Consider the following 16,769-nt stretch of genomic DNA (forward strand, 5'->3'; position numbering starts at 1 on the left):
AACGGAACCGACAGGGTGCGGCAGTGACGTCGCGGGAGGAGCCGTGTCGCCGGGTGTGCCGACGCCGAGGTCCTGGCCGCTCGGGGGCGCGGCCAGGCACTGGCGTACGGCGGTCGGCCCGGGCCGTCGGCTACCGGGCGTCCACGAGCATGCGGCCGTCGGCGCGTGCGGTGGCGCCGTAGGCGTACGCGGCCTCGACCCGTGCCTGCTCGGCCGCGTCGGGCACCGCGTTCTTGCAGCTCGTGCCCGCGCTGGAGCCCGACATGAGCTGGGAGCACGGGCCGGGCTTGGTGTCCGGCAGACCCAGGTTGTGGCCGATCTCGTGCGCCGCGATACGGGTCTTGTCGTGGCCCTGGGTGACGGCCTGGTTGCCGAGTTCGACACGGGCGCGGCCGCCCGGGCGTACCGGTCCGAGGGAGGCCTGCGGCCAGCCGCTGGTGGCCACGATCTGGATCTCGGCCCGGGTGCCGGGGGCGGCCTCGACGAGCTTCACGTTCTCGACGTTGTTGTTCCAGGAGGCGACCCCGGCCGCGATCGCGGCCTCCCAGCCGGCGGCCCGGCTGTCGTCGTAGCGCAGCGTCACCACTGCCGCCGTGCTCTTCGCCGCGCGCGTCTCCTGCGCGGTCACGGCGTTGGCCGCAGGAACCGCGGTCAGGGCGACGGCCGCGGCGGCGCCGCCGGTGATGACCAGCCTGATGGAGTGCAGCATGGGCTGTGTGTCCCTTCACTTGTGGGGGCCCGGCTCGGTGCGGAGCCGGGGAGTGCGGGGAGGGTGGTGCCGGTCGTCGGACGGGCCGGGGCCGTGCGGTCCGCATGCGCTGCCCTGTCGTGCTGTCGCTGGGCGCGGAGCTGCGGCTGCGGGCGCGGGGCGGCCTCGGTCCGTCAGGAAGAGGGCGGCGAACGGCACTTCCCGCGCGGGCGGGGCCTCGCCGGGGCGGAGCCGTCCTGCCCGGCGTCGTGCACGCGCCCGTGCCCGCGTCCGCAGGGGCGCGTGACGCCGTGCCGTCGTGGGCCGCCGGGGTCCCGCGTGCCGTCGTACGCGGAAAGGCTGTACGGCGGACGGCCGCGGACCGGAGGCCCGCACAGCGAAGGCTCGTACAGCGAAGGCTCGTACACCGCGAACTCGTACACCGGAACGGAGCGTGTTCCCGCCGTACCCACCCGATCCCTGGGGCTGGGCATACGCCGCTCCATTCCTCGCCTCGCACACCTCGCAGCGGACGGCCGTGGCAGACGGTACAGCGCCCGGCCGGGCTCGAACAGCAGCCCGACGGCTGTGAAATTTCCGCAGGGAACCCACCCTGCCCACCGGTGGACACCGGCACGCGCGCCCCGGCGGCGGCACCCGCCGAAAACGCCCTGCGTCCCGCCGCACCCCCTTGATACGGTCCGTGGCATGCCCATGCGCCCTGGTCGGACGTGGTGTGCCGAACCCCGCGGCACCGCCCGGCGGGGCGCCGCCTCCTGACACGCCGACAGCTCCGCCGCGCCGGCTCTCCTCGCCGCGCGGCGCGCGACGCCCTCCGGCCCGTACCGACCGAACCCGCGGAGCACACCCATGACCCGTCCCGACCACCACGACCGCCCCGGTGCCGTGAGCGACCTGCGCGCCCTCCAGACACCGGCCGGGCCGACGAGGACGGCCGCCCCCGCCGAACTCGTCGAGTGGGTCACGCGCCACGCCCACCGGCTGGCGGCCCTCGGCCCGCGGGCGGACCTGGAGGCCCCGCTCGACGACCTGGAGCCGCTGCGCGCCCTCGTCGGCGACGCCCGCGTGGTCGCCCTCGGCGAGAACTCCCACCAGATCCGTGAGTTCGGCCAACTGCGCCACCGCGCCCTGCGCTTCCTCGTCGAGCGGCTCGGCTTCACCGTCTACGCCATGGAGTACGGGGCCGCCGAGGGCCGCCCCGTGGACGCGTGGATCCAGGGCGGCCCCGGCGACATCGACGACCTCCTGGCCCCCGGGCACCGCCCGGTGGCCGGGGGAGGGCAGGAGCGGCGCCTCAGGGGCCTGGGGCAGCCCGTGGAGTGCCGGGACACGCTGCGGTGGCTGCGCCGCCACGACGCGGGTGCCACGCACCCGGTCCGCTTCCTCGGCTGCGACATCCCCATGGCGGGCGGCTCACTCGCACCCGTCCTGGAGCCGGTCGCCGCGTACTTGGACACCGTGGACCCGGGCGCGCTGCGCTGGCTGCGCACGGCCCTGGACATCTCCGGCGCCGTCGAGGGCGGCACGGTCATGGTCCCCGCCTTCGCCCGGCTCGACCTGGACCCGGCCGAGCAGGACCGGCTCACCACGGCCCTCGCCCGCCTCGCGGGCCGGTTCGCGGACCTGCGTGAGACGTACGTCGACCGCGCCGGCCGCGCGGCCTACGAGACCGCCCTGTCGGACGTCCGCGCCGCCGTGACCACCGACCGGGCCCAGCGGGCCATGGCCGAGGCGCTCGCGGGCGCGCCCGACAGCCTGGGCTTCGTCGCCCGGGAGCGCTACCTGGCCGACACCTTGCTGGAGTTCCTGGAGCGGTCGCGGCCCGGGACGCGCGTCGTCCTCGTCGGGCACAACGCCCACATCCAGCGCTCGGCCAACCAGGGCGAGGGACCGCTCGCGCCGGCGACCATGGGCCACCTGCTCGCGCGGGAGCTCGGCGCGGACTACGTCCCCGTCGCCCTGACCGGCAACGGCGGCGAGACCGTGGAGAACGTGCCCGACCGCGACCATCCCCTCGGCATGCGCTGGGGCCGCGCCGCCACGCCCGAGGCCGTACCGGACAGCGTCGAGGCCCTGTTCGCGGGCGTCACCGACCGGCCGGCCCTGGTGGACGCGCGGGCGCTACGGCGGCACGCCCGGGCGCTGCGCTGCCCGGAGCCGGTCCGTACGCGGCTGGACACCACCTTCATCGAGATCCCCGCGCTGGAGGCGTTCGACGGCGTCGTCTGCGTCCCGGACACGACGGTGAGCGCGGACATGGCCGAGGAGTAGGCCGCCGAGCGGCCGGGTGCCGAGCGGGTCGGGTCCTGACGGGGCCGGCAGCCCGGCGGGCCGGACCGGGGCCTCGTCGTGGCGCCGCCGTCCCGCCGTCCCGCGGGCCCGCCGGTCAGGCGGTGGCGCACTCCGGGTGGCCCCAGCCGTGCGTGCCCTTCGCGATCTGCTCACCGGCGGCGTAGGCGCGGCCGCAGCCGCAGGTGCCCTTGAACTTCGCGGCGATGGTCCGGCGCCCGGAGCGCCCGCCCGCGCGGGTACCGGTGCGGCCGACGCGGCGGCTCGCCTTCTGCTGGTGCGGCTGCGGCTCGGGCACGTCGGGGACGGAGGTCGCGCCGTGCGCGGTGCCGTCCGGCTCCTGGGACTGGGCCGCCAGGCTGGCCGCGTGGTCCGCGACGGCGTTCAGCGGGTCACCGCCCACCTGGTGCGCGGGCACGTACACGAAGTCGACGCTGCGGCCGGACAACTGGGCGTCGATGCGCTCGACCAGGTCGCGGTTGGCCACGGGCTTGCCGCCGGCGGTCTTCCAGCCCTTCTTCTTCCAGCCGGGCAGCCAGACGGTGACGGCCTTCATGGCGTACTGCGAGTCCATGCGCACCTCGACGGGCACGTCGGCGGGCAGGGCCGCGAGCAGTTCGGACAGCGCGGTGAGTTCGGCGACGTTGTTCGTGGCCACCCCGAGCGGCCCCGCCTCCCAGCGCACCGGCACCCCGTCGGCGTCCGCGACGACCCAGGCCCACCCCGCCGGGCCGGGGTTGCCCTTGGAAGCTCCGTCACATGCCGCGATCACCCGTTCCGTCATGCTCCGATCATGCCAGGCCGTCCGGAGGGAGCCATTCCCGGGTGGCCGCCCGACCGGCGGACGCCGTGCCGGAACCCGCAGGTCCGCCCCGCTTCCAGCCCTCCGGAGGCCCGCGGGGACCGGAAAAAAGAGCGAAACACTCACGCGCGTGCGTTCCCCCTCGCCGCGCCTTGCTGGACGCTCTGCCCTCGCACCGCTCACCGCACGGGGCGCACCGATCCACCGCTCACCGCACACGTCACACGACCCGCCGTTCGACCACCGGAACACCGGATCACCGGGGAGGCATCGTCATGCACCGGAGACGTTTCGTCAGGGGCGCGCTCGGCACGGCCGCGGGGGCCACCCTGCTGCCGGCCCTGCCCGCCCGGGCCGCCGTCCGCGCCGACGGCTGGCAGCAGGCCGCCGTGCCCGACGCCGCGGAGATGGCGGGACTGCGCTCCGTGGCGGCCGCCGGGCCCCGCCTGGCCTGGGCCGTGGGCACGGAGGGCCTCGACCGCACCACGTACGGCAGACCGCTGTCGTACCGGTGGAACGGCACGGCCTGGTCCCGCACGGACACCACCGGCCTGGCCTTCGCCGGCCTCCTCACCCGCGTCGCCGCCAACGCCTCCGGCGAGGCCTGGGCCGTCGGCCTCGACCGCGAGCACAGCCTGTGGCACCTGTACGCCTGGGACGGGGACGGCTGGGAGCGGGTGCCCTTCCCCGGCGAAGGCGCGGCGGACACCGCCCTCCACGACGTCGCCGTCGCCCCGGACGGGAGCGCCTGGGCCGTCGGGACGTACGAGAACCGGTCCCGGACGATGCACTGGAACGGGCGGCGCTGGCGCTGGATCCGGCCGCTGCCCAGCGGCAACAACAACGCCGCGGTCGGGGTGCGCCGCTCCTGCCGCGGGGACGTCTGGATCTTCGGCAGCGGCGTGTGCGCCCGCTGGGACGGGACGTGGCACGAGATCCCGCTGGAAGGACAGATGAGCAACGTCACCGGCATGCTCCCGGTCGCGCCGGACGACATCTGGCTCTGCGGCTACAACTGGACCCTCCCCGGCGGCCGCCCGCCCGCGGCCCGGCTGAGCCACTACGACGGCACGGCCTGGCAGTACGTCGGCGCGCCCTTCACCGGAGGCGAACTCACGGGCATCGTCGGCGACGACCGCGACCGCCCCGACCGCATCGCAGGCTGGGAGTACCCGGACTGGAACCGGGCCCACTACCTCCGCTGGGACGGCGGCGACTGGGTCAGCGAGCGCGGGCCCGAGTCCACGACCCCGGTCCTGATCAACGGGATCACCCGGGTGCCCGGGACGCGGGAGTACTGGTCGGCGGGGTCGACGTCGTTCTTCCCCTACCCGCCGGGCCAGGTGCGCGTCGAACGGCTGCGGCCGCCCGCCGGGCGTTCCCGGTGAGGCGCTGCGGACGGCTCGCGGCGTTCGCGGTGCGGCGCCGCGGACAGCACGTGGCGTCCCCGGTGCGGCGCTGCGGACGGCGCGGGGCACCTCCGCCGAGGCGCTGCGGGCGGCACGGGACGGGCTCCGGCCACATGCCGTAGGGATGTCAGCCGTATGTCAGCGGCGTGGGCGACAGTCTGCCGTCGGAGCACCCAGGGTGGTCGGGCGAAGTGCCCCACACCCAGGGAGACGTGAGGGGGAGTCATGTCCGACAGGGCTGCCGTACGAAGACGCGGCCGGCGCGCCGCGCGACTGCTGCGCGGCTGCGTGCTGCCGGGGGCGCTCTGCGCGCTCGCCGGAGTGCTGACGGCTCCGGGGCAGGCCGCCGCGGCACAGGCCGCGGAGTGCCGGCTGCGCCCCGCCGAGCAGCACGTCGACTGGACCGGCCGGAGGTTCACCGGGGATCTGCTGTGCGAGGTGGAGCCGGGGCACATCCGGCTCCAGTCGCGCTCCACCAGCACGGTCAGCGGGGAGATGCTCTTCACGCCCGCCTGGTTCGTCTGCTGGAAGCAGGGCAGCACCTACCCCGGCACCGACCTCTGGTACTACACGCAGGGCGACCAGGTGGTGACCACACCGGCGGCCAAGGCCTGGGGCTATGTGCCGGCGACGTCGGTCAAGGCGCCGGAGCACCCCTTCCCCGGTCTGGCGAAGTGCCCGTGGACATGACCGCCGCCGGGGACGTGAGAGAGGTGCGAGCCGTGCCGACCGAGCAGCGGGACCAGCGACGTGGTGCGCGGCGTCCGGCCCGGACGCCGCGCGGGCCGGTGCCGTCCGCCCTGCGGGCCGCCTGGCGGCGGACGGCCGCCGTCGCGGCGGGACTCGCGGTGCTGGCCCTCGGGGCCGGGCTCGGCGCGCCCGCGCACGCGGCCGAGCGGGCGACCTGCGAACTCCGCGAGGGCATCGAGCTGCGGGACGCCATCGGCAATGTGTTCACCAAGGCCCTGTACTGCGACAACCTGCCCTCGGACGTGTACGCCCGGGCCGACTTCGCCTCGCCCGTCACGGGCTGGCTGAAGCTGTCGCCGTCCTGGTTCCCCTGCTACACCACCGGGCCTGCGGACACCCAGGGCAGCAAGACCTGGTACTACACCCAGGGCGACCAGGTGGGCTCGATGCCCAAGATCAAGGGCTGGGGCGTCGTCCCCACCGAAGCCGTGCGTCTGCCCGCGGGCACGGCACAGCCCTTCCCGGGCCTGCCGCGCTGCCCGTGGTTCTAGGCCGCGTACCCCGAAGCAACCGCGTACCCCGAAGCACGCAGGAACACCGCGTACCCCGAAGCACGCAGGAACGGAGAGATCCCATGTCTCGTCAGCCCAGGGTGACTCCCCAGGGGCGCGCCTCCCGGCGCGGCCCCGGCCGCCTGGCACACGGGCGCGCGGCGTACGGGCGCGCGGCCGCCGGAGTGCTGCTCGGCGCCGCCGTCCTGGCCGCCGCGCCGACGACGGCCTTCGCCCACACCCCGAGCCCGTCCACCGCGGCGGCGACCGAATGGCGCCTGTGCATGTACCTGGGGGGCCACCCCACGCTGAAGCTGGGGGACAGCGGCGAGGCCGTGCGCCACCTCCAGTGCGTCCTCAACGAGGTCTACCGCTACCAGACCGTGCCGATGACCGGCTCCTTCGAGGTCATCACGGAAGCCGCCGTCAGACACCTCCAGCAGCAGCTCAGCCTGCCCGGCACGGGCGTCGTCGACGCCGCGACCTGGACGGCGCTGCACCCGTAGGGAGAGGTGGGGAGATGTCCCGGATGGATACGAGGATGGATGCCCGGCTGGAGACGGAGTCCGCGACCCGGCACCGGCGAGGCGCACGGCGCGTGCCGGGCCGGGGCGCCCGGATCGTCATGGCCCTGATGTGCGCCGCACTCGCCGCGGCCCTCGGGCTGCCCGCGCACGCCACCGCCGCGGACCGGGCGCCGCACTCAGGTCCGGCGCGGGTCACCGCCCCGGACCGGGCGCCGCGCTTCGGTCCCGCGCAGGTGGTGAACATCGTCAACACCCACAGCAAGCTGTGCGTGGAGACTCCGGCGTCCGCGCTCGGCCAGCCGGTGCGCCAAGGGCGCTGCTTCGGCAAGCCCGCCGCCCGCTGGTACCTCCAGGCCTCCGGCGCCAGCACCGGCGCGGTCAACATCGTCAGCGCGGTGAGCGGCACGTGCGTCGGGGTGGAGAACGCCGACCCCGCCCCGGGAGCCGCGATCCGGCTGGCTCCCTGCGGCAGCGGCCCGGCCGTGAGCTTCCGGATCGTTTCCCTCGGCGACGGCGTGGGCTTCCAGACCATGACGTCCGTACGGCCCCTGTGCCTGGAGGTCACCGAGTCCTCCACCGCCGACGGCGCCGCCCTGCGCCAGTGGGAGTGCAACCAGCAGCCCGGTTCGCTCTTCACCCAGCAGCAGCCGCCCAAGCAGTGGGGCACGACCGTCGTCAACACCCACAGCGGGAAGTGCCTGAGCATCCTCGACCGGAGCGGGGCGGACGGCGCCAGGGCGATCCAGCGCGCCTGCGCGGGCAGCACCGACCAGCGCTGGCAGGTAGTCGAGCTGGGCGGCGGCAACGTCGCCGTGGTCAACGACAACAGCGGCAAGTGCCTGGCCATCAGCAACGGAAGCCTCGACAACGGCGCCAACGCCAACCAGTTCTCCTGCGACGGCTACAAGTTCCACACCTGGGCGCTGGCACCGGTGGGACCGCCGGAGGGCGGCACCTACACCCTCGCCAACCTCCGCAGCGGGAAGTACCTCGGCATCCGCGGCCAGAGCACGGAGGAGGGCGCCCAGGCGGAGCAGTGGGACCGCACGGCGAACGCGGACCAGGTGTGGCGCCTGATGCCGTCGGCGTGACACCACGGGCACGCGGCTCAGTGACAGTCACGTCACGGGCACCCGGCACCGTCACGCCACGGGCACCCGGCGCCGGGGGAGCGGACCCGCGGCGCGCGGAGGACCCGTCCCGTCCGGTCCCGTTCCGGTTTCCCCGACCCCGCGGGTACGGCGTACTCCACCTCAAGTCCGGGGGCCGGCCGGAGTGAGCGGGGACGGCCGCGCTCCTAGCGTTCCCCGTATGACCGATCAGCAGCGCGCACCCCTCAGCCGACGCCAACTCACCCTGCGGACCACGGCCTTCACCACGGCGGTGGCGGCCCTGGCGCTGGCCGCGCCCAGCGCGACCGCCGCACCCCCGCGCCCCGCCCCGACAGCCGCGACGGGCGGCCTGGACCGCTACTACCACCAGCGCCTCGACTGGCGGAGCTGTGTCCTCGGCCCCGGCGACGAGGAGGGCCGCGCGCTGGAGAAGGCGGGCGCGCGCTGCGCGGACGTCACCGTGCCGCTCGACTACTCCGACCCCGGCGGCCGCACCCTCACCGTCGCCGTCTCCCGCATCAAGGCCACCGACACCCGCCGCCGCGTGGGGCCGCTGCTGCTGAACAACGGCGGCCCGGGCGGCCCCACACTCGACGCGCCGCCCGCCGTCCGCGCCGCGATGAAGGACGTGGGGGCGCGCTACGACATCATCGGCATGGACCCGCGCTTCGTGGGCCGCAGCACCCCACTGGACTGCGGGTGGAAGATGGGCACCACCCTGTTCTCCGCGGGCGCGGGACGGGCGGGCTTCGACCGGCAGGTGGCCCTGCAGAAGCGGGCCGCCGACGCGTGCCGCACCACCAACGCGTCCGTGCTGCCGCACATCAGCACCCGCAACACCGCCCGCGACATGGACGTCATCCGGGGCGCGCTCGGGGACCGGAAGCTGTCGTACCTGGGTTACTCGTACGGCACCTACCTGGGCACGGTCTACGCGCAGATGTTCCCGCGCCGCTACGACCGGATGGTCCTCGACGGGGCGATCGACACCCCGCGCTACCAGCCCCGGATCCTGCGCGGGACCGAGGACGAGAACGAGCGGGCGCTCGCCGCCTGGGCGTCCTGGGCGGCGGCCCGGCACGGCACCTACGGCCTCGGCCGCACCCGCGCAGGCGTGCTCGCCACGATCGACCGCGTCGTCCGGGCCTCGGCGCGCGGCCCCCTGACCGTCGGCACCGGCTCCGAGAGGTACCGGATCGACGACAGCCACGTGCCGTTCCTGCTCGTCGAGGGCATCGCCGACGACACCGACAAGGCCCGCGCGGACCTGGCCGGGGCCGTCTCCGCGCTGGCCCGGGCCGCCACCGGCAAGCCGGCCCCGCTGCCGCCGGACCTGGCCGAGACCCTGCGGTTCGCGATGACCGGCGAGGGCTCGCACTGGGGCAGCGTGCAGACCGCGATCCTCTGCGGGGACGTGGCGGCCCCCCGCGACCCCGAGCGCTACTGGCGCGACATCCAGCGCAGCCGTCGCGACCACCCGCTGTTCGGCCCGCTGACGAACAACATCGGGCCCTGCGCCTTCTGGGACCGCCCCCGCGAGCGGCCCACCCGGGTCCGGCACGCCACCCCCGCCCTGCTGGTGGCCGCCACCGGCGACCCGCGCACCCCGTACGACGGGAGCGTCGCCCTGCGGAACCGGCTGCGCGGCTCCGCGCTGATCACCCTGAAGGGGGCCGACCGGCACGGCGTCTACGGCGAGTACGGCAACACCTGCGTGGACGACGAGGTCAACGCCTACCTGGCCACGGGTGTGCTCCCCGAGGGCGACCGGACGTGCGTGAAGCGACCCGTGGAGTAGCCCCCGACAGGGCGGTCTCGCACGGCGGCCGGTGATTGTCAGTGGCGTCTCCTACGGTGTGAGCACCTGGACCCGGTGGAGACGCCCCGGGTCCGTCCTGGGGAGGGGTCTGCCATGTCCGCCGTGCCCGCGCAGCCGACGCACTCGACGACGTACCTGGAGCTGTCGCAAGAGGGCGGCGGCGCCCACAAGTTCTACGAGGTGGAAGTCGCGGGGACGGTGGTGACGGTGCGCTACGGACGCATCGGCGCCGCCGGGCAGACCCAGACGACGACGTTCCCGACGGCACAGAAGGCGCGCGCGGCGGCCGCGAAGAAGGTGCAGGAGAAGGTCCGCAAGGGATACGCCCCGGCCGTCCCGGGGCAGCGGGCCCCGCGCCCGGTGACCCGCCGCCAGGTGGCCTCCGCCCCGTCCACCGCGCGCGCCGTGGCGCCCGTCCTGTGGCGGTTCCGCACCGGCTCCGCCGCGTTCGGCATCCACGTCGACGACGAGCTGTGCTGGGTCGGCAACCAGGCGGGCGACGTCTACACCCTGGACCACGACGGCGGCGTCCGCGCCCGCTTCAGCCTCCCGGACGGCGTGAAGTGCCTGGTCGCCGACGACTTCTGGATCTACGCGGGCTGCGACGACGGCAAGGTCTACGACCTGTCGTCGAAGCTGCCCTTCGCCGCCTACGACATCGCGGCCGACGTCGACATCTTCTGGCTGGACATCCACGAGGGCATCCTGGACGTCTCGGACCGCGAGGGCCGGCTCACCGTCATCGACCACGAGGACGAGCACCAGTGGGCGCGCCGCAGCCAGGGCGAGCACGCCTGGATGGTCCGCGCCGACGACCGGGCCGTTTACCACGGCCACCACCGGGGCGTCACCGCCTACGCACCCGACGGCGGCGGCGAGTTGTGGCACACCACCACGCGCGGCGGCGTCCTCTTCGGCTGGCAGGAGGACGACGCCGTGTACGCGGGCACCGCGCACCGCGTGGTGCAGCGGCTGCGCAAGGCGACGGGCGCGATCGAGGCCACGTACACCTGCGACAGCCCGGTGTACTCCTGCGCCACCTCGCCCGGCGGACGGTTCGTCTTCGCGGGCGACGCGTCGTCCTCCGTCTACTGCTTCGACCAGGACGGCACGCGCCTGTGGAAGCTCGGCACCGGCGGCGGCTCGGCCCTGTCGATGCAGTACCACGACGAGCGGCTGTACCTGGTGACCACGGACGGCTCGCTGGTGTGCGTCGACGCGAGCGAGGAGGCCGTCACCGCCGCGCAGCAGGGCACGGTGCCGGTCGCCCGGGACGTCAAGCTCGCCGCCGCGCTGCCCACCTACGAGCCGGCCACCACGGCCGGCTCGGTGGCCACCGTCACCCACGCCCCCAGCGGGGCGGTCGTCGTCGAATGCGTCCAGGAACACGGCCGCCTCCGCGTCCACGTGGTCTCCGAGGGCTACGAACCGTCCTGGAAGGTCCAGTTCCCCCGCGCGATACGGGAGCCCGGGGCACGCTACGTCGTGGACGCCCTGCACGCGGCGGCCGGCGGCTTCTACCGCGTGCGGGGGGACATCCGCCGACTGCGGTGACCGGCGCGCGGGGGACGGGCCCCGCGCGCCGGAACGGGCCCCGTCGCTCAGGAGGGCCGGTTGTCGATCAGGTCCTGGACCTGCGGGTGGATGCGGTCCATGCGCGTGCCCACGTTGGTCGGGCAGGAGCCGCCCCAGTGCAGGGCGATCACCTTGTGGGACGAGCCGGCCACGACCGGGGAGCCGGAGCTGCCGCCGGAGGTGTCGCAGGAGTACCCGACGTCCTCGGTGCCCAGCTGAGGGGTCCGCACCCCGCAGTAGGCCCCGCCGTCACGTTCCTCGTAGAGGGAGATGCGCTTGGGCCGGGTGTCGCCGTGGCCGACGACGTAGGCCTGCTCACCGGCGACCGGGGCGCGGGTCTCCAGGAACAACGTGCCGAACGGGGAGACGCGGTCGAAGTCGTCCACGCTGAACACGGTGTAGTCCAGGCTCGCCGAGGTGCGCAGCAGCGCGGCGGCGCCGACCTTGGTGCCGGGACGCGGGTCGTTGCCACCGCAGGTGGCGCAGTCGTAGTCGAACTGCACCTCCATGGTGTCCAGTTGGGACTGCGTGCTGACGCAGTGGTTGTTGGTCATCATGTGGTTGCCCCGGCCCACACGCCAGGCGGTGCAGTAGCCCGCGCCGTTCGTCAGCATGCGGGCGACGCCGCGTGACGCGGCGTACGGCGCGGGGTGGCTGCTCTTGTAGCAGACCGCGTCACGCCGGCCGTCGGCGCCGCACACGCTGCGGGCGCTGGAGGGATTCCGGGCGGCGAACTCCGCCGCGGAGTAGCCCCGCCAGTAGCGGTCGACCGACACCTCCGAACCGTGTCTCGCGTGCGAACCGTGTCTCGCGCGCCGGTGCAGGGTGACCACGGCGGTGTCGCCGTCCACCGACAGCGCGGCGAAGCCGGTGCGGCCGTGCCGCGTGAACCCCGCGTCACCGGGCGCGGCGCCGCCCCGGACCGGGTCGCCGTGGTACGTGTGCGTCTCGCGCCCGGTCGGATCGGCCACCGTCACGTAGTCACCGGGCGCGAGCCGGAACCGGTCGAAGTGCACCTTCACGTACGACGCTCCGGCGTGCCGGACCTCGTGGCGGTCCGGGCCGCCGGCGGAGGAGAGCCGCAGAGCGGCCGCCTCCTCCTCGCCCGCGACCGGAACCGGAGCGACCGGCGTGTCCGCCGCCGGACCCCGGGCGGACGCCGACGCGTCCTGGACGCGTAACGGGGCGGCCGCGTCCGCCGGAGGCGGCGCGGCGGGAGTCAGGACGGCCGCGGAGACGAGCACGGCGGCCGTCAGCAGGGGAGTGAACACGGTGACCTCCTGGTGGAGTCGGCGGAGCGCGGGCGGCGGGCATGGACCGCCGCCCGCCCGATCCGGCGGGCCCGGGGGGTTCCGGTTGCCGGGCCCGACGCGGACCGCGCGGTACGGGATACAGCGCCAGAGTAGACCTGTACATGACAACAAGTGAGCCGAGTGTCGGCCAGAGCCGGGAGTTTCGTGTTCCGGGGTGAATGCGCCCTGTTGATGCCATCGAGGCCGTTGTTTCCAGATCTTCTTCGACTGTTGTGTGCATACCCTAAGCACTGGCCACGACATTGGGCGTCAACCCGACATTCGCCGTTAAGTGGAGAGAATTTCTGGCGGCCTTCGGAAAGAAAGCCGTTTCTGATCGAAGCGCGCGCCCGCGCACTGTGCGTGACTGTGCGCCCCCGTGCGCCCCCATTGCATTCAGCCAGGGTTACTCGGCGGTCCGATGAGGGATCGGGGCGAGTCGGGCATCTCTGGTCGCCGCATGTCAGGGGAGAGGATCAAGTACGCGCGACAGTGCACGAATTCGATCAACATCTGCCACAACGGCAGGTGTTCATGGCCGGAGTTGGGCGCTCTTCCCAGGCGGGAGCCGTCCGTGGCCGGATGCGCGTAAACGGAAGGCGACGTTTTTCATACCGGCGTGTTTGACTGTGGGGCGCCGGGGCACACGCGGTGGCGGCGGTCCCCATCGGACTGTTGAGACGCGAACTAGACCACCGGAAAGCTACTCGGCGGTTAATCGAAACGGACGGCGGAAGTGCCCTCCATTCAACTTCTGGGGGTTGCTATCGAGTGACCCGCCGTGAAGACTGTGGCGAGGGTGCTCTGAATATGCGTGGTGCAAAGCGCAGGAACGCTTCGACGGGATGTGTGTACGTCCTCGTCCGTAGCTGGGGGGCTCGCGTTCACGGGCCCGCGCCACCGATTCGTACGAGCATGGGGAAGTCTCGCGCACCTGCCGCGAGGAACGTTTCACTGGGGGATGAGTGATGTCGGCTTGGTCCGCGCAACAGGTGCCGCCCTTCGCCCAAGGGCGGACGGAATGCCGAAGTGCGCCGGGGCGGACGTGCTGACCCGGGCCGAGCGGCCCTGGTGACGGACGGATGACAGGCGCACGGGCCGGTGAGGACACCGCCCGTCGGTAAGACCCGCCCACCTTCCGTGACGGACGCTCCGCCTGTCCGCACGCGTGTCCACCCCCCTCGCCGGATCCCCGGGTGCCCTCACGGCGCCGCGCGGACGCGAGTCGCCCGGGGGTGGCGGCCGGCACCGTCCGGCGCGCCCGGGCCGGTGCGGCCCACGTCACCGCCCCATCCCTGCTTTCGCCGTGCCCGCGCGTCCCCCACACAAGGGAGAGAAGTGACCAGCAACTCGACCAGCAGCCCGTCGGCGCAGGAAGACCTGCTGTTCGACACCCTGACCGACCGGTGGCGGTCGCTGCGCGAGGCCGGACCGGTCCGCTACGACGAGGCGCAAGGGGTGTGGCAGGTCGTCAGCCACGAAGGGGTGGCCGCCGTGCTCGCGGACCCGGCGACGTACTCCTCGGACATGACCCCGATCGCCCCTACGCAGGAGGACTTCGAGGCGTTCAAGCAGGGCAACTTCGTCGGCATGGACCCGCCCGAGCACCGCAAGTTCCGCACCCTGGTCAGCCAGGCGTTCACGCCGCGCGTGGTGCACGGGCTCGAACCGCGCATCGAGGCCGTCTGCGCCCGCCTCCTGGACGCCGTGGCGGACCGCGACCGGATCGACATGGTCGACGCGCTCGCCTACCCCCTGCCCATCATCGTCATCGCCGAACTGCTCGGCATCCCCGCCGAGGACCACCCGCTGTTCCAGGAGTGGGCCGCCACCCTCTTCGGCGGCGACCAGCTCGGCGACGCGCCCGACATGGCCGACCTGGAGCGCGCCCTGGAGGCCATCGCCCCGACCGTGCGCGAGATGAACGGCTACGTCCTCGAGCACATCCGCCGCCGCCGCACCACCCCCGGCGACGATCTCACCAGCAAGCTCATCGCCGCCGAAGTGGACGGCGTCCGCCTGCGGGACCAGGAGATGGTCGGGTTCGTGGCCCTGCTCCTGGTCGCCGGGCACGTCACCACCACCGCCCTCCTCGGCAACGCGCTGGTCGCCTTCGACCGCAACCCCGGGGCGCTCACCGCCCTGCGCGCCGACCCCGGGCGGCTGCCGGACGCCATCGAGGAAGTGCTGCGCTGGCTGCCGCCCTTCCCCGAGCTGGGCCGCCGCGTCGCCAAACCCGTGGTCCTCGGCGGCCACGAACTCCCGCCCGACGCCCTGGTGATGGCGCACCTGGGCGCCGCCAACCGCGACCCCGGCCGCTTCACCGCGCCGGACACCCTCGACATCACCCGCAGCCCGAACCCCCACCTGACCTTCGGGCACGGCATCCACTTCTGCTTCGGCGCGCCTCTGGCCCGCCTGGAGGCCCGCATCGCGCTGCGCATGCTGCTCCAACGTTTCCGCGACCTCGCCGTCCCCACCTACGACGACGTCACGTACCAGAACCCCGCCGTCCTCGTCGGCGTACGCCACCTGCCGGTCGACGTCGTCAGACCGTAAGCACGCGCGCCACCACGCCCGGCCCGGAGCCCGCCGGGCGGCGTGCCCCCACCCTGAGTCACCGTCAACAGGAGTCACCTCCTCATGCCGTACACCACCGCCACCACGATCATCGAGCGGTCACCGTCCCGCCTGCGCCAAGCGCTGCAGGACCGCCTCGACGCACTCGCCCGCACCCACCGCGTCCCCGGCGCCCATCTCGCCGTGGACACCGGGGCGGACGTGGTCAGCGTGCACACCGGCACGGCCGACGCCGCCACCGGCACTCCGTTCACCGCGGACACGGCCGTCCCCCTGGGATCCGTCACCAAGGTCTACACCGCCGCCGCCGTGCTCCTCCTCGCCGACGACGGGGACCTCGACCTCGACGACCCCGCCGCCTCGTTCGTGCCCGAGCTACGCGCGTTACCTGAGGTAACGGTTCGCCACCTGCTCAGCCACACCGCGGGCCTGCCCACAGGACCCGACTCGGACACCGCCGCGGGCACGACCGTCCCGCGCTACCTGACGGGCACCTGCACCGCCCAGGACGCGCTGTTCACACCCGGCGCCGGCTTCTCGTACTCCAACGCCGGCTACGTCGCCGCCGGACGGCTCATCGAGTCCGTCACCGGCATGACGTGGAAGGAGGCCGTCCGGGCCCTGCTCCTGGAGCCGCTCGGCACCGCACCCGCCCACCTCGACGACACCGCCCCCGCCCGCGCGGTCGCCGCCGGCCACGCCGTCAACACCGCCACCGGGCAACTGCGCCCGGCCCGGCAGAACCTCGCCCCCGTCGAGGCGCCCGCGGGCGCCCTGCTGGCCAGTGCCCTGGACCTGGCGACCCTCGGGAGAGCGCTGATAGGCCGGTCCGCGGTGCTGCCGACCGCCGTCGCGGCGCACCTGCGGACCGCCGTGCCGGGCGCCGCCCCCGGAGTCCTCGCGGACGCCTGGGGCCCGGGGCTCGCGCTGTTCCACCAGGACGGCCGCTGGTGGTGCGGCCACGACGGCAACGCCCAGGGCACCTCCTGCCACCTGCGGGCCGAGCCCGACAGCGGCGTGGTGGTCGCCTTCACCGGCAACGCCGGCGGCGCCACCGCCCTGTGGCGGGACCTCGCCGACGACCTCACCCGGCTCACCGGCGTGCGCGTGCCGACCGCTCCGGCACCCGCGCACCGCGGCGAGCCCGTCCCGTTCCCCGAGTGCGCCGGCACCTACCGCAACGGCGCGACCGAGTACCGCATCGCCCTCGACGACGCCGGCGCGCCGGCGCTGTCCGTGGACGGCGACCTGCCGCTGCCCCTGGTCTGCTACCCCGACCTGACGTGCGACCTCGTCGACCCGGCCACCGGCCGCCGCGAGCCCGGCGGGCACTTCCACCGGGACCCCGTCACCGGCGCCGTCGACCGCGTGCAGATCTCCGGCCGCACCGCCCGCCGCACCCGTACCGCCTGAC

The 16,769-nt window shown here is 74.3% G+C and carries 13 protein-coding genes; 10 read left to right on the forward strand and 3 right to left on the reverse strand.

The window, feature by feature from the left end; translation table 11 throughout:
- Window positions 1-130: 130 nt before the first annotated feature.
- Window positions 131-709, reverse strand: a complete 579-nt coding sequence (locus QK440_RS13120; protein ID WP_282793246.1) for a snapalysin family zinc-dependent metalloprotease — start codon at window positions 707-709, stop codon at window positions 131-133.
- Window positions 710-1,558: 849 nt separating this feature from the next.
- Between QK440_RS13120 and QK440_RS13125 the strand changes: the two genes are divergently transcribed.
- Window positions 1,559-2,980 (forward strand): erythromycin esterase family protein, encoded by a 1,422-nt coding sequence (locus QK440_RS13125; protein ID WP_282793247.1) that lies wholly within the window; start codon window positions 1,559-1,561, stop codon window positions 2,978-2,980.
- A gap of 115 nt (window positions 2,981-3,095) precedes the next feature.
- On the opposite strand, the gene QK440_RS13130 is transcribed toward QK440_RS13125, so the two are convergent.
- Window positions 3,096-3,782: a ribonuclease H gene (locus QK440_RS13130; RefSeq protein ID WP_282793248.1), complete on the reverse strand. Its 687-nt coding sequence runs from the start codon at window positions 3,780-3,782 to the stop codon at window positions 3,096-3,098.
- 293 nt (window positions 3,783-4,075) lie between these two features.
- Between QK440_RS13130 and QK440_RS13135 the strand changes: the two genes are divergently transcribed.
- The 7 genes from QK440_RS13135 (at window position 4,076) to QK440_RS13165 (ending at window position 11,462) form a co-directional block, all read left to right on the forward strand.
- Window positions 4,076-5,188: a hypothetical protein gene (locus QK440_RS13135; protein ID WP_282793249.1), complete on the forward strand. Its 1,113-nt coding sequence runs from the start codon at window positions 4,076-4,078 to the stop codon at window positions 5,186-5,188.
- Between the two features lie 246 nt (window positions 5,189-5,434).
- Window positions 5,435-5,899, forward strand: coding sequence for a hypothetical protein (locus QK440_RS13140; RefSeq protein WP_282793250.1), 465 nt, complete (start codon window positions 5,435-5,437; stop codon window positions 5,897-5,899).
- 32 nt (window positions 5,900-5,931) lie between these two features.
- A complete protein-coding gene (locus QK440_RS13145; protein WP_282793251.1) occupies window positions 5,932-6,450 on the forward strand; it encodes a hypothetical protein in 519 nt (172 codons plus the stop codon).
- An 83-nt stretch (window positions 6,451-6,533) separates the two neighbouring features.
- The gene (locus QK440_RS13150) at window positions 6,534-6,956 is read left to right on the forward strand and encodes a peptidoglycan-binding domain-containing protein (protein WP_282793252.1); all 423 of its coding nucleotides are present in this window, start codon (window positions 6,534-6,536) and stop codon (window positions 6,954-6,956) included.
- Between the two features lie 14 nt (window positions 6,957-6,970).
- Window positions 6,971-8,068 carry an RICIN domain-containing protein gene (locus QK440_RS13155; protein WP_282793253.1) on the forward strand — a complete coding sequence of 366 codons (1,098 nt, stop codon included), beginning with the start codon at window positions 6,971-6,973 and terminating at the stop codon, window positions 8,066-8,068.
- Between the two features lie 220 nt (window positions 8,069-8,288).
- Window positions 8,289-9,887, forward strand: coding sequence for an alpha/beta hydrolase (locus QK440_RS13160; RefSeq protein WP_282793254.1), 1,599 nt, complete (start codon window positions 8,289-8,291; stop codon window positions 9,885-9,887).
- 114 nt (window positions 9,888-10,001) lie between these two features.
- Complete coding sequence (locus QK440_RS13165) at window positions 10,002-11,462, forward strand: WGR domain-containing protein (RefSeq protein WP_282793255.1); 1,461 nt, start codon at window positions 10,002-10,004, stop codon at window positions 11,460-11,462.
- Window positions 11,463-11,509: 47 nt separating this feature from the next.
- On the opposite strand, the gene QK440_RS13170 is transcribed toward QK440_RS13165, so the two are convergent.
- Window positions 11,510-12,754 carry a serine protease gene (locus QK440_RS13170; protein ID WP_282793256.1) on the reverse strand — a complete coding sequence of 415 codons (1,245 nt, stop codon included), beginning with the start codon at window positions 12,752-12,754 and terminating at the stop codon, window positions 11,510-11,512.
- A 1,359-nt stretch (window positions 12,755-14,113) separates the two neighbouring features.
- Between QK440_RS13170 and QK440_RS13175 the strand changes: the two genes are divergently transcribed.
- Both QK440_RS13175 and QK440_RS13180 read left to right on the forward strand, forming a co-directional pair.
- Complete coding sequence (locus QK440_RS13175) at window positions 14,114-15,334, forward strand: cytochrome P450 (protein ID WP_282793257.1); 1,221 nt, start codon at window positions 14,114-14,116, stop codon at window positions 15,332-15,334.
- An 84-nt stretch (window positions 15,335-15,418) separates the two neighbouring features.
- A complete protein-coding gene (locus QK440_RS13180; RefSeq protein ID WP_282793258.1) occupies window positions 15,419-16,768 on the forward strand; it encodes a serine hydrolase domain-containing protein in 1,350 nt (449 codons plus the stop codon).
- Window position 16,769: the final 1 nt, after the last annotated feature.

The organism is Streptomyces sp. CC224B (genome assembly GCF_030010595.1).
GTDB lineage: Bacteria > Actinomycetota > Actinomycetes > Streptomycetales > Streptomycetaceae > Streptomyces > Streptomyces longispororuber.